We start from the raw sequence: 17,102 nt of genomic DNA on the forward strand, positions 1-17,102 counted from the left end.
TTCTTTTAAAAAGAATTTTGGGTGAAGTTAGGCTTTAATTTAATTGAAAACAAAAACAAATGTATTAAATAGCATTTTCTAGTACGTTTACTAAGTTTTCAATCATATTTGTGCCTTTTTGTAATTGCTCTTTTGAAATAAACTCATTGGCTCTGTGTGCTTGTTTTATAGAGCCCGGGCCACAAATAATACTTTCAAAACCAGCATTGGCAAAATGTCCTGCTTCTGAAGCGTATGATACGGTACTCCATTTGTAATTGCCTGTTATTTTACCAATTAAATTTACGGCGCTTGATGTTTCGTGGGTATTTAATGCAGGTACAATTGGGTGGTTTTCAACAACATCAATTTTAAAACCAGGAAACAATGCTTGCTGTAGTTTTTCTCTGCCAGCACAAAAGTTTAATAAATCTAAATGAAGTTGGTTTGCGTTATCTTTTGGTAAACAACGAATATCTAATGAAAGGGTGGCTTTATTAGCAATTATATTGGCAGCAATACCACCGTTTATGGTGCCAACATGTAATGAAGAATGAGGCGGATTAAAACGCTCATCTTTACTAATTTGTATAAGGCTGTTCATTTTTTCTTCAGCCCAAAGTACAATTTTTGCAGCTTCGTGTACGGCACTTACCTCTTGTTTAATGCGGCTACTATGGCCTTGAGAGCCGTTAATAGTAATATCTAAAATATGAATGCTTTTTTGTCCAATAATGGGTTGTAACATGGAGGCTTCGCCAATTATGGCAAATTTTGGTGTTTCAATGTAGCTTTTTTTTAAATGATTTATAAGTGATTGGGCAGCTAAACAGCCAATTTCTTCATCATAAGTAAAAGCAAAATAAATTGGTTTTTGTAGTGGTGCTTTAACCATTTTTGGTAAAACCGATAGGCAGCACGCTAAAAAACCTTTCATATCACAACTACCACGGGCGTATAAATTGCCGTCTGGTTTTTCAATAAGTTCAAACGGATTGGTGTTCCATGGTTGGCCATTTACAGGAACAACATCGGTATGGCCAGAAAGTATAACACCGCCATCAACAGCAGGCCCAATACGGCAATGTAATGAAGCCTTGGTGTAATCTTCATTAGGAACTAAAAAAGTAGTTACACCAAAGCTTTCAATATAATCTTTAATCCAATTAATAATTTCTAAATTAGAATCGCCTCCTAAAACAGGAAAGGTTACTAATTTTTCAAGAATTTGTTGGCTTGTCATTAAATAAGGGGTGTTTGTAGGGGTTTTATGTTATGTTTAAATGAGTGTTATTAGTTTTCTCTAAGATATGTACTTACTTCAATAGCTACATCTTCCCAAGTTTTACTAACACCGTCAGGACCTTTGTGTAAATCAAAACATACTTTGTTTAATGAGGCAAGAGCATCAAGTGCATTCCAATCTTTTAAATTCATAACGCCGCTTAAAGTAACGCGTCTTTCATCAGTAATTTTAACATCTAAAGGCAAATTGTTAGTGGAGCCATTCATTGTTAATGCTGCAATGTATTTGTTATTTTCTACTTTAATTGTGCCTTTAATAAATTCAGTATCTAACATGGCGCCAAAAAACGATTCTTTAATTTTAGCATCGCGTGTGTTTGTAGCATCGTTTGTAAATACACTGCTAATTGGAATTGAAAAGGTAAGGTTGTTTAATGCTTCTTGAGGCGTTGCACCCGATTTTTCATCAAAGTTTAACACTGTAAACTCTCCACCAACACCTTTTTTTTCGGTAGTTTTATATGCTGTCCATTTAACCGATGTAGCCTCGGGTTTTACAACAAATTGCGCTGTTTTTTCAGTGGCTTCTGTTTCAGTAGTTTTAGTGTCTTTTTTTTCGTTTTTACAAGCAACAATACTTAGTGTAAAAGCTAATAATAAAAAACTAATCTTTTTCATGTGGATTTTAGGTTTTTAAGTATGAAATTTAATAGTGTGAAGGTAATCATTATTAGGCTAACATCAAATTAAAGACATGATATATGTCATATTTTAATAGCGCTATTGCCTGTAGTTTTGTACCATAACAGTTAGGTATGTTAAAAGCGTTAATAAATAAATACAATATTGCGGGGCCGCGTTATACAAGTTATCCAACAGTGCCCTATTGGAATGCTAATACGTTTTCATTAAAAAAATGGCAAGCTACAATGGCTAAGTCTTTAAATGAAAGTAATTTGAGTGAAGGTGTAAGCTTATATATTCATTTGCCTTTTTGCGAAAGCTTATGTACGTTTTGTGGTTGTAATAAGCGTATTACAAAACAACACAGCGTAGAACATCCATATATAAACGCTGTATTAAAAGAATGGCGTTTGTATTTAAAGTTGTTTAATGAAAAACCAGTAATTAAAGAGTTGCATTTAGGTGGTGGAACACCCACATTTTTTAGTGCAGAAAATTTAGAATTGCTTATAAAAGGTATTTTAAATGATGCCGTTTTAGCAGATAATTACGAGTTTAGTTTTGAAGGACACCCAAACAATACAACCCCAAAACATTTACAAACCTTATTTAATTTAGGGTTTAGGCGTGTTAGCTTTGGTGTGCAAGATTATAATGAAACAGTACAAAAAGCTATACATAGAATACAACCTTTTGAAAATGTTAAACGTGTTACTGAAGCTGCAAGAAACATTGGTTACACATCAGTAGGGCATGATATTATTTTTGGCCTGCCATTTCAAACATTACAGCATGTAAAAGAAACCATTTTAAAAACCAAAGAACTATTACCAGATAGGTTGGCCTTTTACAGTTATGCACATGTGCCTTGGGTAAAAGGAAACGGACAACGAGGGTTTAGTGATGAAAATTTACCCTCGGCAGCATTAAAACGAAGCCAATATGAACTAGGAAAAGAATTGTTAGCACAAGTTGGCTACCATGAAATAGGTATGGACCACTTTGCGCTTACTACCGATAGCTTATACACATCAATGCAAAGCGGTAATTTACATCGTAACTTTATGGGGTATACAGCCTCTAAAACACAGGCTATGATTGGTTTGGGTGTATCATCAATAAGTGATAGTTGGTATGGTTTTTCGCAAAATGTAAAAGGTATTGAAACCTACTATCAACTTTTAGAAAAAGATGTAATTCCTGTATACCGAGGGCATATTTTAAACGAAGAAGACCTTGTTATAAGAAAACATATTCTTAACTTAATGTGCAGGTTTAAAACCTCTTGGAGTAAAAAAAACTTGTATTTTAATGAACTACCTGAAACGTTAATACGATTGAAGGAAATGGAAACAGACGGATTAATCAATATAAATTCAAAAAGTATTGAGGTGACTAAAAAAGGACAGCCATTTGTAAGAAACGTGTGTATGGCGTTTGATTTGTTGTTGCAACGTAAACAACCCAACACACAGTTGTTTTCAATGACTGTTTAGTTTAAACTAAAAAAAGAAAGAAAATGGAAAAAATAATTGTACCCGTAGATTTTTCAGAGTATTCTGAATATGCATTAAAAGCTGCTGCAAAATTAGCAGAAAAAAATAATGCCGAAATTTTAGCATTACACATGCTTGAAATGCCTGAAATAATGCTTACAAGTAGTGGCGAAGAGCCTCAAAGAGTTATTTACTTTTTAAAGTTGGCTGAACAAAAATTTGAAACGTTTTTAAATAAAAACTACTTACAAAAAGTAAAAGTTACACCCATAGTTAAACATTTTAAAGTATTTAGCGAGGTTAATGAAGTAGCCAAAGAACACGGTGCAGATTTAATTGTAATGGGGTCTCATGGTGTAAGTGGTGCTAAAGAGTTTTTTGTAGGCTCAAACACCGAGCGTGTTGTACGAAATGCCGATGTGCCTGTTTTGGTAATAAAAAATGATATAGCCGATGTTAATTTTGATGTAGTTGTGTTAGCTTGTAATTTCTCTGAAGAGTGTGTGGCTTCATACATAAAAGCATCAAAAATATGTGCTGAAATGAATGCTAAATTGTATTTGGTGCATGTAAACTTGCCAAATGACGGATTTAATAGTTCTGTTGAAATTGAAAAGCAAGTGGTAAACTTTTTCACCAAAGCAGAAAGAAGTTTAGATAAAATGGAAGATGTGCATTACGTGAATGATTATACTGTTGAAGATGGTATAATTAACAGCGCCAATAAATTAGGAGCCGATTTAATTATAATGCCAACACATGGCAGAAAAGGGTTGGCGCACTTTTTTCAAGGTAGTATTAGTGAAGATGTTGCAAACCACTCAACATTGCCTGTTATGACCTTTAAGTTATAGAATAGTGTGATTTTTTAGATAATTAGTTTTTGTTAAAAAGCGCCGAAATTGTGTGTGATTTTCGGCGCTTTTTTCATGTTTAATTATTAGGTAAAACCAAAATGTTAAATAAGCTAGCTTTGGTTTTCAAAAATAAATTTTCAATATCAATAGCTTTTAGTTTTGATTCTATTAGTTTGGCTTCTCTGTAATTAACCAAAAACAACGAACTTTCACCTAAAAAGAATTTACGTTCTTCGGCAGATAGTAAGGTTTCATAATCATCAACAATTGTAGTTGTATAGCGTGTTTGTTGTGTGTATGAGTCTAGTTGATTGCTTAAAGCATTTACTTTATTTTTTAAAGCTACTTGGGTGTTTAAAATTTCTAATTTAGTGTCTTGTAATTTTAATTTAGCAAGTTTTAGGCTGCTGCGTTCTTTTCTTAAAAATAGAGGAAAACTAATGTTTAATCCGCTTTTGTAAGCCGATGTACTAAAGGAACGTACAACATCAGGTGTTTCAGATAAAAAATTGTATTGCAAATCTATCCTTGGTAGCAGTTCATTAAGTTTTAGGCGTTTTTCAATATTTAAGCTTTGATATTTTAAATCTAAAGCCTGTAATTTAGGGTGGTTATCTATTTCAAAATTTTCAACATTAAAGTTTAAAGTATTTAGTGTTAAATCAACAGTATTTTTAGTGTTAATATCAGGTATAACACCAGTTTCAAGCTCAATAGGTGTGTTGTTGTCAAGCCACAGATAGTTTGAGATTTCTAATGATGATTTAATAAAATTTATACGAGCTTTTTCTAAGTTAAGCTTTCTGTCAGTTAATGTTATATGTGCTTCAAGCGTATCAATTGCAGGTTTGTCGCCAGCATCAAAGCTAGTTTTGGTATTTTTAAAACGAATTTCGGCGTTAGCCAAAAAGGTTTCATAAACCGTTTTTTCATTGTAATGCTTAAGCCAATTAAAATATGTTTCGGTGGCTTTGTATAAAATGTTGTTAATGGCTAATTGCCTTTTTGCTTGAGCTTGTTTTACGTATAGTTTGGCTTGTTTTAAAGTAGCCATACGTTCATTGGTTAATAAACCTCGAGCAACGGGTACAGATACGCCAACACTGTACAAACCATCTAGTGGTACATTGTTTTCAGGATTTAAATACTCGCCAGTATTTTCTTCAAGATTACCTTTTAGTTCAATGCCAAACCATGTAGGTATTTTAAAAGTTGTGTTTAATTTATCGTAATACTCGGTGTTTTTAAACTTTTTTCGGTTGTAATCTACCTCAAGTTTGGGGTCAAAAGCACCACGGGCTTTCATAAGTTTAGCTTCACTTTCATTTAAAGCTAAATTAGCTTGTTTTACAATGGGGTGAAACGATTTTACATAGCCTAAATACTCCGAGAGCGATATTACAGATGTGCTATCTTGTGCGTTTAAGTAGCTAGTAATGGTTAGTAAAATGCTTAAAAATAAGTATTTCATTGTGTTACTTTTTTTGTTTTTTGTCGCTACTTTGTGGCTGATAATAGTTTGGTGGGAAACTGTTTAATTGTCTCCATAATTCAAACCAAATTGGTACATCATCTAGTAAGGCAATGGTTTGGGCGCCAGAGCCCACTCTTAACGCTTCGGGCCACTGATGGTCAGTTTCATCGGGTGCTAATAATACGCGGTATTTGCCATTAGCACTAATATAAGTTTCTATGGCTACAATTTTAGCGCCGTAAGTACCGTATGATACGTTGGGCCATCCGTTAAAAACTATGGCAGGCCAACCATCAAACTGAATACGCACCTTTTCGTTAATGTGTACCAAAGGTAAATCTATAGGTCTTACATATGTTTCAACGGCTAAATCATACTCTGACGGCATTATGTTAACCAACGCTTGTCCTTCTTTAAACGTAACGCCAATACCACCTGTTAAAGCTTTGTTTATATAGCCATTTTGTGGTGCGGTAACGTAAAGTAAACTATTACGTTTTTTGTAGTTTGAAAAGGCGTTTTCAAGCTTGTTTACTTGTGCTTCGGTATCAAATTTACTAGACTCTGCTGTATACATATCGCTTTGTGCTTTTGATATTTTATCAATGTAGTAACTTTTAAGTCTAGATAACTCCAAGTTGGCATTAATAACTTCGTTTTTTGCAGCTAAAAATTTGTTTTGTTGTGAAATGTACTTGGCCTGATTTTCTTGCAATTTAAGTTGTTTTTCTTCAACATCTTTAACGGCTTTTAAACCTTCGTTTTGAAGTGTTTGTGTACGGTTAAATTGGGTTTGTGCAATGTTTAAATTAGTTTGTGCAGCTTGTAAATCTATACTATCACTTTTAACTTTTAATTGCGCTTGCATTAATTTGTTTTTTGCTTGTTGAAGTTTTAAAACTTGCTCATTTTGTAAAGCGCCTATTTGATTTTTTAAAGCTTGTACTTTGCTGGAATAAGCTGTTACAGATGAGGCTTTTGCTTTTAATTGATTGTTAGTTCTTTCTACAAGTTTATCATCAAAGTAATCTGTTTTAATTTCAGAAATTCTTAAAATGGTATCGCCTTTTTTAACATATGCACCTTCTTGTATAAACCACTCTTCAATTCTTCCTGGAATGGGCGATTGTATGGTTTGCGGACGCTGGTTGGGTTTTAATGTAGTTACAATACCTTGACCACTAATGTTTTGAGTCCAAGGTAAAAACAGCACAATTAATAAAATTATAGCAGCTGCTAATAAAAACTTATTGAAGTATTTAAAATAGCTTTTGTTTATAATGTAGTTAGCAGATTTATACTCTGTAATATCTACTTTTTTTAGTGTATTGTTAGATATGTTTAGCATGCTATTAGTTTTTAATTTTACCTTGTTCTAGGGTTATTATTTGCGTGCATTTGTTTATCCATGCGCTACTACTACTTACCACAACCAAGCCCCATGGCCTATCTTTGTGAGTTAAATATTCTATAATGGCTTGTGTTTCTTGTTTGTTAAATCTATCAAGAGCATCTTCTAGAATTAAAACTTTTGGCGCTTTTAAAATGGCTCTAGCTAATACTATTTTTTTTGAAATGGTATAAGATAGTCGTTTCCCGTCTGGATAAAGTATGGTGTTTAAGCCATCGGGTTGTTCTCTTAAAAATGATTTTAAACCAACTATTTCTAAAACATTGTAAATAGCCTCGGTAGTAATGTTTTCATTGCCAAAGGTTAGGTTTTCTTTTATAGTGCCTTCAAACGGAGATTCATCAGAAAGTGATAATCCTAATTGTGATCTATAATGATTCAGTTTTAAGCTGTTTATAGACATGTTGTTTACGTAAACACTGCCGGCTGTGGCTGTAATTACACCCGAAATTAACCTAAGTAATGTAGATTTACCTGAGCCACTTTCACCTTTAATCAATATTCTACTTGAAGGGGTTATGTTTAATGAAATGTTTTTTAAAATAGGTTTACTTCGGTCTGCAACACTGTATGTTATGTTTTCTAGTTCAATATTGATGTTTTTGGTGTATTCTGGTGTGTCTCCTTCTTGACTTTCAAGTTCTTTGTCTACAATTTGTCCTATTTTTTCTAAAGAAGTTAAGGTATCATAAAATGGTTCTAAACCTAAAATTAGTTTTTCAACCGATGCTATAATTAAAATAATAATAATTTCGGCGGCAACAAATTGACCAATATTCATTTCTTGGTTTAAAACTAAAGCGCCACCTATAAGCAGTAAACTAGCGGTTACAATTACCTTAAAACTTATAAGTTGAATAAACTGAAGCATTAATATTTTAAAATGACTTTCACGGGCTTTTAAATAATTACCTACCAAAACATCATTTTTACTTAAACCTAAATTTGTGCTACCAGATAGTTTGAAACTGTGAATAGAACGTGCTATTTCTTGAATCCAATGAGCAACCTTGTATTTGCTTTTAGATTCTTTTAAGCTGGTTTCTAATCCCTTTTTTGCTGTAAATTTTATAACAACTAATACCAATACTAGTAACAATAAACCAAAAATGATAAAAAACGGATGGTAAAATGAAAGTAGTATGAGCGCAAAAATAATTTGTAAAACGGCGGTTGGAACATCAATTAAAATTTTTGATAAACTTTTTTGAATAGTAATGGTATCAAAAAACCTGTTGGCTAATTCTGGTGGGTAATAATTACGCAATTCGGCCATTTTAATTTTTGGAAATCTATACGCCAACTCAAAAGATGATTTTGTAAAAATACGCTGCTGTATGGTTTCAATAATACGCAATTGCATAAGTTGTAACGCTCCTGAAAAAGCTACGCCAATAGTAACTAAAATTACCAAAATAACCCACGATGTAGATATTTGAGCACCTTGAATTAAATTAATAATAGCTTGTATACCCAACGGTAATGAAAGCGCTACTAAACCAGAAAAAATGGCGTAATAAAATATTTGAAAAATATCTTTTTTCTCTAGTTCTAGTAAGCCAATAAGCCTAAGCCAAGGCGTTTTTTGTTTTTTCATGCAATTTGATTGTTAATAGTGTTGAAAACTAAATTTTTTACGAACGCCGTTGGCGATACATTTTCATCACAATCAGTTATAGATTTAAAGTGGTCTTTTAAATAGTGTTGGTGTAAACTACTCTCAATAATGGTGCTAGCAAGACTTGATGCATATTGGTAATTTGGGTTAAGTGCAGTAATCATGTCTCTTAACCTGTAAACAATACGTTTGTAAATAACAAAATAGCCTTCTTTATTCTCTTGGTCAACTTCTTTAGTTAAGTAAGATTTTGAATTTTCGTTAATAATAATCTTGTTTAAAATAACTTCATTTATGTGCATAAAGTTAGAGTCTTGTTGGGTTGGCCTTGAAACAATTTCAATGGCTTTGTTAAGTTTTTCATTACCAGTTAAATTATGAGTTTCAAGTACTAATTGGTACTCTATCCAAGACCAATACCATGATGATAAATACAGCAGAAGTTTGTGTTTACTTTCAAAATATCGGTAAATAGAGCTTTCGTTAGATTCTATTGCAGTACCAAGCTTTTTAAAGTTAAAAGCTTCAAAACCAATATTATTAATTAATAAAATACTATGCTCAACAATACGTTTGCCTAAACTTGAAGATTCAGGATCTTTAATATAAATTTTCTCAGGAACTGTTATTTTTAAATTTGAAAGCAGTCTGTCCATTATTAATATATTTACATTCAAATATAATAGTAATACTTTTATTTTTGAAATTAAAACTATCAATTTTGCTTATTTGTTGAATAGTAAAACCTTATAGTGTGTTTTATGTTTACTGTATTTTGTAAATAAAACATGTATAAAGCGTAATGCAAGCTTTATTTACATTACGCTTATATTAATTTCTTTAACTTTTATGTTTGGGTTCCCAAATTAGTCTTAAAAAAGAACTGAATCTTTGGTTTTCACGGTTAACAGGTATACCTGCAATAATGCCAACTAACAAATTTTCAGCTACACCAACACGCATTTGAGGGCGCATGGTCATGTCAAAATCTTTATTGTTAAAGGTTTTGTTAAATTCTACACCAATTAAATTTCTAGTGCCCGGAATCATGTAATGAAAACTAGTATTAATATCATAAGTTGTATGAAACTTATGAGTTTTAAAATTTTGTTCAATCATTGGTCCGGTGTAAATTAATGAGTGAAAATTGCTTCCCCAACGTTTTGCTACAACAAAAAACGGATTGTAAACATTGCCTTTAATGAAAGGGGCTCCAAAGTTTTTAAAATCAGATAACTCAAATTCATTTATGTAGCCAATAGCCATTGACGTTGCTATTTTTTTATTTACAAAAAAAGACCATTGTGTTGCAATTTTTATACTATTTAATTGGTTTGAAGGTTTTGCTCCATTGCCATTTACAGGTGTGTAAAATGTAAATGGTAATTCTACTTCTAAGCCTAACCTATCTGCGGGTGCCCATTCATATTCAACCAAAGCTTCGTAAGCATCAAAATTTAAGTTATCAGTAATACCAAAGCCTAAATTCCATTCTCTTTCACCTTTTCTTGCCCCCAAATCTCTTATCAGGTCAATGTATAAAGGCTCTGCATGTAAAACTTTATCTGGTTTTTTAGTGTTTTCTATTTCTTTAATATATAAGCTATCTTTTATAGCATTTTGGTTTTGTGAAAATATATGTAGTGATGACAGTGATATAAAGCCAATCATCAATGAAGTTTTTATATTCATTTAATTATAAATTTAATTGTTAATAAAAGAACCAAGTGATTTTTTCTTGGTAATATTTTTAGGTTAACAATTAAACTTGTGGTGGCGGACTATCAATTTCTTTAAAACCAATTAAAACTGAACCTTTGTGGTTTATAAACAGTTTTTCTTTTTTTAAAGAAAAAAGGGTAGTGGTGTTTTTAGAGGATAAATTATTAATTAAAATATTAATTTTCACCTGTTTTTTATTGTTGTAATCTTCGGTATCACAATCATCATATTCATCAATAGCATCTTCAAAACCTAAAACTTTTTCAACAATAATTTCAATAATACTTTCTTGGTCATTAAAAGTAAGGTCTTCAGCAATATATTGCGGATTTGGGTCTGCAGTATCAACACAAATGTTTAATAAATACAAGCCCATAAAACCCCAAATATACTTTGTTAAAGTGCTATTTTTTAATTTTGAAAGCATATTTCAAAAATAAAACACTTTTTAAAGTTATTTATAATTTTAAGATTAATTTAAGAGTGCAGCTAATGGCAATCAATACTGCTGTTTACAACATCATAAACCGGTGCAGGCGATAGGTAAGGAATACCAAGGCCTAAGCCTCTTAAAATAAATAACGCGCCAATTATTACAACAAAAACCGGAATAGCTTTTTGTATTTTTTGCCTAATGTTGCCTTTAAAAAAATTACTTGCATAAATAACAGTGGTCATTAATGGTATGGTGCCAACACCAAAAACAAGCATGTATAAACTGCCATTTAGTGCATTGCCGCCAGAAATAGCGCCAAAAACTGCCATGTAAACCAAACCACAAGGTAAAAAGCCATTTAAAAAACCAATAGTTAAAAACGTATCGGCCGATTTTTTTTTAAGCGAAGCACCTAAAGCGCCTTTAAGTTTTGCAATAACTTTGTAAATAGGTTTGGTAATGCCAAAATTATTTAGTTTTTGCTGCGGTATTAAAACAATAACAATCATTACAATACCAATAATTATTGAAATTTGTTGCTGAAAACCAAACAGATAAAAGCTTTTGCCTACAAGCCCAAAAAGTAAGCCAATAAGGCTGTAAGCCAGTAATCTGCCAAAATGGTAAGCTGTAATTTGTAGTGTTTTTTTTAAAGCACTTGTTCTATCAACAGGAAGCATAAAGGCAATTGGCCCGCACATACCAATACAGTGAAAACTACCCAAAATACCCAAAACAAATGCAGCGGCTAACATGTTAATAAATTATAGACTCTTTAAACAAATAAGACATTCCGTTATATTGCCAATCAATTTTAATGTTCCAACGGCCATCTATCAAACGTGAGTCAGGTATGAGCAAATGTGTATTAGATAATGAAATGGTACTTTCATAATCTAGTTGTTTGTTAGATGGCCTGTATAGGAACACTTTTCCAGTAATTTTTTTAAAATCTAAATCATTAGGAAACACAATTTTTAACCCTTCATTGGTGCGAGTAACAGTAATATTGGTGTTTAATTTTTTAGCATTTTTAAGCTTGTTAATATCCGTTTGGTATGCTAATTCTTCGGCATAATAATTTTCAACCACCAAATCATGATCATAATTAGCATTCACACTCATGGTAATAATAAAGTACATAATAAAGGCAATAAAGCCAATAAAAGCAATTACAATACCGGTTCCCCAATTTAGTTTCATAATATTTGTATTTTATAATCTTGAAGTTATTTCAAGATTTAGTTTTTAATTTTTAGGGCATTCCCCTAAAGGGTCGGGCTTTCGGCAGTCGCTTCTTTTCAAGAGAGCTCCAACAAATGCCTCAATCCCTAATGCGCTAATTTGCTAACTTCTGTTTTTATAATTTCTGCCATATGTCACCTGTCATTGGTAACCTACTTATAACTTCTAGGGCCTAAAAAATTAGCCGTACAAGTTTCAATAAGTGTATCATTGGCAAAAACACCAATTTTAATTTTATTTCTATCGCCGCTTAAAGCAGCATTATTAATTTCAATAAATAGAGTGCCTTCAGCAATACCTTGTTTTGGTACTGTAAACACATTAGTTGTTGATACTAATTTTAAATCACCTTTGTGTGATAATAGTTTAAGCGACACATTATCTATAGTTTTGGTGGTTTTATTTACCAATTTATAGGTAAATACATTACTAATAATGTTATTGTCTTTATGTTCATAAAGTTGCCCTGGTAGCCTTAAAACATTGGCTTCAACCTCGTTTCTTAAAAACAACATACCCGTTAAAATACCAATTAAAATGGTTAGTACAGCAACATAGCCTTTCATTCTGGCAGTTAGCTTAAAAGGTTTGTTGGTTTTAATGTTTTCTTCGCTGGCGTATCGTATCAATCCTTTTGGTAAATTAATGCTTTCCATAATATGGTCGCATTCATCAATGCAAGCAGTACAATTTACGCACTCTAGTTGTGTGCCATTTCTAATATCAATACCTGTAGGGCAAACGTTTACACACTGAAAACAGTCAATACAATCACCATGGCCTAAAGTATTTCTATCTTCATTTTTTCTAAATTTTTTTCTACCGTTAGTGCCTTCACCACGTTTATAATCATAAGCAACCACCACAGATTTTGTGTCTAAAAGTACACCTTGTAGCCTTCCGTAAGGGCAAGCAATTACACAAACTTGTTCTCTAAACCAAGCAAAAATAAAGTAAAAAACAGCCGTGAAAATAGCTAAGGGAATAAGGGTGCCTATGTGGCTAAAAGGGCCATCACTTATGTATTGTAAAAGTTTATCGCTTCCAATTAAATAGGCTAAAAAAATGTTAGCAATTAAAAATGAAATGATTAAAAATATAATAAGTTTAAGACCTTTTTTTCTTATTTTTTCGGCATTCCAAGGTTGTTTATTTAAGCGTATTTGTTTGCCTCTATCACCTTCAATCCAGTATTCAATACGTCTAAAAACCATTTCCATAAAAATGGTTTGTGGGCAAATCCACCCGCAAAAAATTCTACCAAAAGCCACCGTAAATAGCGTAATAAATACCACGCCAATTATCATTGAAATTACAAATAAGTGAAAATCTTGTGGCCAAAACGGAAACCCAAAAATGTTAAACCTACGTTCTAAAACATTAAAAAGTAAAAATTGATTACCGTTTATTTTAATAAAAGGCGCAGAAAATAAAAAAGCTAATAGGCCGTAGCTTACAAGTTTTCTTTTATCATAGTACTTACCGCTTGGTTTTTTAGGGTACACCCAAGCGCGTTTACCTTCGTTGGTAATTGTGCTAATAGAATCTCTAAATATTTCGTTTTCGGGTGTTTCCAATTTAATTTTATTTAAACCTGCAAGTACTAGTACTTGCAGGTTTTAGTTAACATTAGTTAGTTTATGTAATAATGTTAGTTTTCAATATTTATATTCTCTTCAACCCATACATCGCCTTCAGCAGGTTTTGGGTTTGCTGGTGTTGTGCCTTGTAAGCTTAAAACGTAGCTAGCAACTTGTGCAATTTGCAAAGGTTTTAATTGTGTTTTCCAAGCAATCATACCTTTACCAGAGCGCCCACCTTCAGAAACTGTTTTAAAAACATTTTTAATGCCGCCACCAAGAATCCAGTGTGCATCGGTTAAGTTAGGGCCAATACCACCTCCGCCATCGGCCATATGGCATGCAACACAGTTGGTGTTAAAAATAGCTTTACCAGCGTTTAAATCGGCCACATCTGTTAAAAGTGTTACAGTGTTAATATCAACTAAATTTTTGGCTGTTTTTTTATATTCATCAATAGCTATTTTAGCTTGGGCTAATTCGGTTTGTAATTCATCAATTTGCCCTGGGCCATCAAACATGTGAAACCTTACTAAGTATATAGCTGCAAACACTATAGAAATGTAAAACCCATACAACCACCAAGGCGGTAAATTGTTGTCTAATTCTCTAATACCGTCATAATTATGATCTAAAACTATTTCGCCTTCTTGTTCAATAGGTTTTTGGTCTAATAATTTGTTGTATAGTTTCTTAAACCAAGTAAACTGAACTGTTTTTTCTTTATCGGCTAGAAAGCGTGCTTTGGCAGCTTCATCCATTTTTTGAAGCATTACATTTTCTAGAGCGCCAACAATAGCTTCAATAGCAATTAAAATTAAAAGCACTAGAAATAGAAATAGTAGTACTACCGGATATTCTATAAATGCAGGTTTATTGCCAGAGTCAATAAAAAATTCTACAACACCAAAGATGATGAAGAATACAATGGGTACTCTTACCCAAGATGGCATTAATTTTCTCATGATATATTGTTGTTATTTTGGTTGTCTAAAGGCATATTACTAACAGTTTTTATGTAGTCTTTTTTAGCAGTTACAACCCACCAAAACAGCGCTACAAAAAAGATGAAAAATATAAGTAAAGAGATGATTGGGTATATTTCTATACCTGTAATGCTCTCCATGTGGTTTTTTACAAATTTTAACATGATATATTATTTTTGAGCTGTTTCAACATTAATATCTGTACCTAAGCGTTGTAAGTAGGCAATTAAAGCAACAATTTCTCTATTACGCATTTCAACAAAAGCTTCGCCGTTTTCAGCAGCATACTTTTTGTTTGCTTCGTAATTTTTAGCAAAATCAGGATCAGCATATAGGTTTTCTTCAATTTGCTTGCCTTGTTCTAGCATGCTTTGTTGTGCATTGGCAATATCTTCATCTGTGTAAGGTACACCTAAAGACACCATGGTTTGCATTTTTGCTTCGGTTTGCGATTTATCAAGCGTACTTGATGACCCCGAAATTAACCAAGGGTAACGTGGCATAATAGAACCAGATGAGGTGCTTTGCGGATCATACATGTGGTTAAAGTGCCAGTTGTCAGAGTATTTTCCGCCTATACGATGTAAATCTGGTCCGGTGCGTTTGCTTCCCCATAAAAACGGATGGTCATACACAAATTCTCCTGCTTTACTGTATTCGCCATAGCGTTCAACTTCACTTCTAAACGGACGAATCATTTGTGAGTGGCAACCCACACAGCCTTCACGTATATAGATATCTCTTCCCTCTAATTCTAAAGGAGTATATGGTTTTACACTTGCAATAGTTGGTATGTTAGATTTTACCATAATAGTTGGCACAATTTGAATAATACCACCAATTAAAATAGCAACTGTTGCTAAAATTGTTAATTGTATTGGTCTGCGTTCTAACCACGTATGGAAACCTTCGCCAGCGGTACGTTTTTTGGTAACGCGTTCAAGCGCAGGAGCCTCGGCTAACTCATCTTCAACTTTACTTCCTTTTTTAATTGTAACAGCAATATTGTAAACCAAAATTAGTAAGCCAATAACATACATACTGCCACCAATGGCACGCATCCAGTACATTGGTATAATTTCGGTAACTGTTTCTAAAAAGTTACCATAAACTAAGGTGCCATCAGGGTTAAATTGTTTCCACATACTAGCTTGGGTAAAGCCAGCAACATACATAGGTAATGCGTACATAATAATACCTAAAGTACCTAGCCAAAAATGTAAGTTTGCTAAAGGTAAAGAGTGTAGTTTTGTTTTAAATAAGCGTGGTATTAAATAGTAAATTATACCAAAAGCCATAAAGCCGTTCCAGGCTAAAGCACCAACGTGTACATGGGCAATAATCCAGTCTGTAAAGTGGGCAATAGCGTTTACGTTTTTAAGTGATAATGTAGGGCCTTCAAACGTTGCCATACCATAGCCAGTAATAGCTACTACCATAAACTTTAAAACAGGATCTGTTCTAACTTTATCCCAAGCGCCACGTAAGGTTAATAAACCATTTATCATACCACCCCAAGATGGCATTAAAAGCATTACAGAAAATGTTACGCCTAAATTTTGTGCCCATTCTGGTAAAGCGGTATATAATAAGTGATGTGGTCCTGCCCAAATGTAAATGAATATTAACGACCAAAAGTGTACAATAGATAGCCTATATGAGTAAACAGGTCTGTTTGCGGCCTTAGGTACAAAGTAATACATTAAGCCTAAAAATGGTGTAGTTAAAAAGAAAGCCACAGCATTATGCCCGTACCACCATTGTACTAAGGCATCTTGAACACCAGCATACACAGAGTAGCTTTTCATACTTGAAAATGCAACAGGAAGCTCTAAACTATTAAAAATATGTAAAACAGCAACCGTAACAAATGTGGCAATGTAAAACCAAATAGCTACGTATAAATGGCGTTGTCTACGTTTTAAAATTGTCCAAATCATGTTAACACCAAAAACTACCCAAATAAGTGCAATGGCAATATCTATTGGCCACTCTAACTCGGCATATTCTTTTGATGTGCTGTAACCTAAAGGCAATGATATGGCAGCAGCTACTATAATAAGTTGCCAACCCCAAAAGTTAATATTGCTTAACAAATCACTAGCCATACGGGTTTTAAGCAAGCGTTGTAATGAGTAGTAAATACCCGCAAACATGGCGTTACCCACAAACGCAAAAATAACAGCATTGGTGTGTAGTGGCCTTAAGCGCCCAAAACTAAGCCATGCAATACCATCGGTTAGGTTTGGAAACAAAAACATAAATGCCAGCAGTAAACCAACTAGCATACCTACAACCCCAAAAACTATTGTGGCATAAATAAACTTTGTAACGATTTTGTTATCGTAATGAAATTGTTGCATTTCCAT

General features: G+C 33.0%; 16 protein-coding genes. 2 read left to right on the forward strand and 14 right to left on the reverse strand.

Translation table 11 applies throughout. From position 1 onward, the window contains the following. Positions 1-64: 64 nt before the first annotated feature. Both argE and FUA26_RS11010 read right to left on the reverse strand, forming a co-directional pair. Positions 65-1,222: an acetylornithine deacetylase gene (gene argE, locus FUA26_RS11005; protein WP_147135786.1), complete on the reverse strand. Its 1,158-nt coding sequence runs from the start codon at positions 1,220-1,222 to the stop codon at positions 65-67. Positions 1,223-1,272: 50 nt separating this feature from the next. Beyond that, positions 1,273-1,902 carry a YceI family protein gene (locus tag FUA26_RS11010; RefSeq protein WP_147135789.1) on the reverse strand — a complete coding sequence of 210 codons (630 nt, stop codon included), beginning with the start codon at positions 1,900-1,902 and terminating at the stop codon, positions 1,273-1,275. A gap of 137 nt (positions 1,903-2,039) precedes the next feature. Between FUA26_RS11010 and hemN the strand changes: the two genes are divergently transcribed. After that, the gene (gene hemN, locus FUA26_RS11015) at positions 2,040-3,404 is read left to right on the forward strand and encodes an oxygen-independent coproporphyrinogen III oxidase (RefSeq protein WP_147135792.1); all 1,365 of its coding nucleotides are present in this window, start codon (positions 2,040-2,042) and stop codon (positions 3,402-3,404) included. Positions 3,405-3,427: 23 nt separating this feature from the next. Beyond that, positions 3,428-4,258 carry a universal stress protein gene (locus tag FUA26_RS11020; RefSeq protein WP_147135794.1) on the forward strand — a complete coding sequence of 277 codons (831 nt, stop codon included), beginning with the start codon at positions 3,428-3,430 and terminating at the stop codon, positions 4,256-4,258. A 79-nt stretch (positions 4,259-4,337) separates the two neighbouring features. Here FUA26_RS11020 and FUA26_RS11025 read toward each other — a convergent pair whose 3' ends face one another. The 12 genes from FUA26_RS11025 to ccoN all read right to left on the reverse strand — a co-directional run bounded on the left by FUA26_RS11025 (position 4,338) and on the right by ccoN (position 17,102). Further along, the gene (locus tag FUA26_RS11025; protein WP_147135797.1) at positions 4,338-5,732 is read right to left on the reverse strand and encodes a TolC family protein; all 1,395 of its coding nucleotides are present in this window, start codon (positions 5,730-5,732) and stop codon (positions 4,338-4,340) included. 4 nt (positions 5,733-5,736) lie between these two features. Then, positions 5,737-7,083: an HlyD family secretion protein gene (locus tag FUA26_RS11030; RefSeq protein ID WP_147135800.1), complete on the reverse strand. Its 1,347-nt coding sequence runs from the start codon at positions 7,081-7,083 to the stop codon at positions 5,737-5,739. A gap of 4 nt (positions 7,084-7,087) precedes the next feature. Further along, complete coding sequence (locus FUA26_RS11035; RefSeq protein ID WP_147135802.1) at positions 7,088-8,743, reverse strand: peptidase domain-containing ABC transporter; 1,656 nt, start codon at positions 8,741-8,743, stop codon at positions 7,088-7,090. Next, complete coding sequence (locus FUA26_RS11040) at positions 8,740-9,420, reverse strand: TetR/AcrR family transcriptional regulator (RefSeq protein ID WP_147135805.1); 681 nt, start codon at positions 9,418-9,420, stop codon at positions 8,740-8,742. The genes FUA26_RS11035 and FUA26_RS11040 overlap by 4 nt, the downstream gene beginning before the upstream one ends. A 184-nt stretch (positions 9,421-9,604) precedes the next feature. Then, complete coding sequence (locus FUA26_RS11045) at positions 9,605-10,456, reverse strand: HAEPLYID family protein (protein WP_147135808.1); 852 nt, start codon at positions 10,454-10,456, stop codon at positions 9,605-9,607. Positions 10,457-10,526: 70 nt separating this feature from the next. Continuing rightward, on the reverse strand, positions 10,527-10,913 hold the full coding sequence (locus FUA26_RS11050; RefSeq protein ID WP_222611760.1) for a hypothetical protein: 387 nt from the start codon (positions 10,911-10,913) through the stop codon (positions 10,527-10,529). A 62-nt stretch (positions 10,914-10,975) separates the two neighbouring features. Next, positions 10,976-11,677 carry a sulfite exporter TauE/SafE family protein gene (locus FUA26_RS11055; RefSeq protein ID WP_147135811.1) on the reverse strand — a complete coding sequence of 234 codons (702 nt, stop codon included), beginning with the start codon at positions 11,675-11,677 and terminating at the stop codon, positions 10,976-10,978. A gap of 1 nt (position 11,678) precedes the next feature. Beyond that, positions 11,679-12,125: a FixH family protein gene (locus tag FUA26_RS11060; protein WP_147135814.1), complete on the reverse strand. Its 447-nt coding sequence runs from the start codon at positions 12,123-12,125 to the stop codon at positions 11,679-11,681. A 194-nt stretch (positions 12,126-12,319) separates the two neighbouring features. After that, positions 12,320-13,744, reverse strand: coding sequence for a cytochrome c oxidase accessory protein CcoG (ccoG, locus tag FUA26_RS11065; RefSeq protein ID WP_147135817.1), 1,425 nt, complete (start codon positions 13,742-13,744; stop codon positions 12,320-12,322). Positions 13,745-13,818: 74 nt separating this feature from the next. Next, positions 13,819-14,712: a cbb3-type cytochrome c oxidase N-terminal domain-containing protein gene (locus FUA26_RS11070; protein WP_147135820.1), complete on the reverse strand. Its 894-nt coding sequence runs from the start codon at positions 14,710-14,712 to the stop codon at positions 13,819-13,821. After that, positions 14,709-14,897, reverse strand: a complete 189-nt coding sequence (locus tag FUA26_RS11075; RefSeq protein WP_147135823.1) for a CcoQ/FixQ family Cbb3-type cytochrome c oxidase assembly chaperone — start codon at positions 14,895-14,897, stop codon at positions 14,709-14,711. The genes FUA26_RS11070 and FUA26_RS11075 overlap by 4 nt, the downstream gene beginning before the upstream one ends. A 6-nt stretch (positions 14,898-14,903) precedes the next feature. Then, entirely contained in the window at positions 14,904-17,102 is a 2,199-nt protein-coding gene (gene ccoN, locus FUA26_RS11080; protein ID WP_147135825.1) for a cytochrome-c oxidase, cbb3-type subunit I, read from the reverse strand.

The sequence above is a fragment of the Seonamhaeicola algicola genome (assembly GCF_007997385.1).
Classification (GTDB): Bacteria; Bacteroidota; Bacteroidia; order Flavobacteriales; family Flavobacteriaceae; genus Seonamhaeicola; species Seonamhaeicola algicola.

Excerpts from the sequence above, each read along its gene's own strand:
- FUA26_RS11045 (WP_147135808.1), bottom strand. The coding sequence starts at position 10,456 with ATGAATATAAAAACTTCATTGATGATTGGCTTTATATCACTGTCATCA.
- FUA26_RS11025 (WP_147135797.1), bottom strand. The coding sequence starts at position 5,732 with ATGAAATACTTATTTTTAAGCATTTTACTAACCATTACTAGCTACTTA.
- hemN (WP_147135792.1), top strand. The coding sequence starts at position 2,040 with ATGTTAAAAGCGTTAATAAATAAATACAATATTGCGGGGCCGCGTTAT.
- FUA26_RS11075 (WP_147135823.1), bottom strand. The coding sequence starts at position 14,897 with ATGTTAAAATTTGTAAAAAACCACATGGAGAGCATTACAGGTATAGAA.
- FUA26_RS11060 (WP_147135814.1), bottom strand. The coding sequence starts at position 12,125 with ATGAAACTAAATTGGGGAACCGGTATTGTAATTGCTTTTATTGGCTTT.
- FUA26_RS11030 (WP_147135800.1), bottom strand. The coding sequence starts at position 7,083 with ATGCTAAACATATCTAACAATACACTAAAAAAAGTAGATATTACAGAG.
- FUA26_RS11050 (WP_222611760.1), bottom strand. The coding sequence starts at position 10,913 with ATGCTTTCAAAATTAAAAAATAGCACTTTAACAAAGTATATTTGGGGT.
- argE (WP_147135786.1), bottom strand. The coding sequence starts at position 1,222 with ATGACAAGCCAACAAATTCTTGAAAAATTAGTAACCTTTCCTGTTTTA.
- ccoN (WP_147135825.1), bottom strand. The coding sequence starts at position 17,102 with ATGGAAATGCAACAATTTCATTACGATAACAAAATCGTTACAAAGTTT.
- FUA26_RS11070 (WP_147135820.1), bottom strand. The coding sequence starts at position 14,712 with ATGAGAAAATTAATGCCATCTTGGGTAAGAGTACCCATTGTATTCTTC.
- FUA26_RS11020 (WP_147135794.1), top strand. The coding sequence starts at position 3,428 with ATGGAAAAAATAATTGTACCCGTAGATTTTTCAGAGTATTCTGAATAT.
- FUA26_RS11040 (WP_147135805.1), bottom strand. The coding sequence starts at position 9,420 with ATGGACAGACTGCTTTCAAATTTAAAAATAACAGTTCCTGAGAAAATT.
- FUA26_RS11035 (WP_147135802.1), bottom strand. The coding sequence starts at position 8,743 with ATGAAAAAACAAAAAACGCCTTGGCTTAGGCTTATTGGCTTACTAGAA.
- FUA26_RS11010 (WP_147135789.1), bottom strand. The coding sequence starts at position 1,902 with ATGAAAAAGATTAGTTTTTTATTATTAGCTTTTACACTAAGTATTGTT.
- FUA26_RS11055 (WP_147135811.1), bottom strand. The coding sequence starts at position 11,677 with ATGTTAGCCGCTGCATTTGTTTTGGGTATTTTGGGTAGTTTTCACTGT.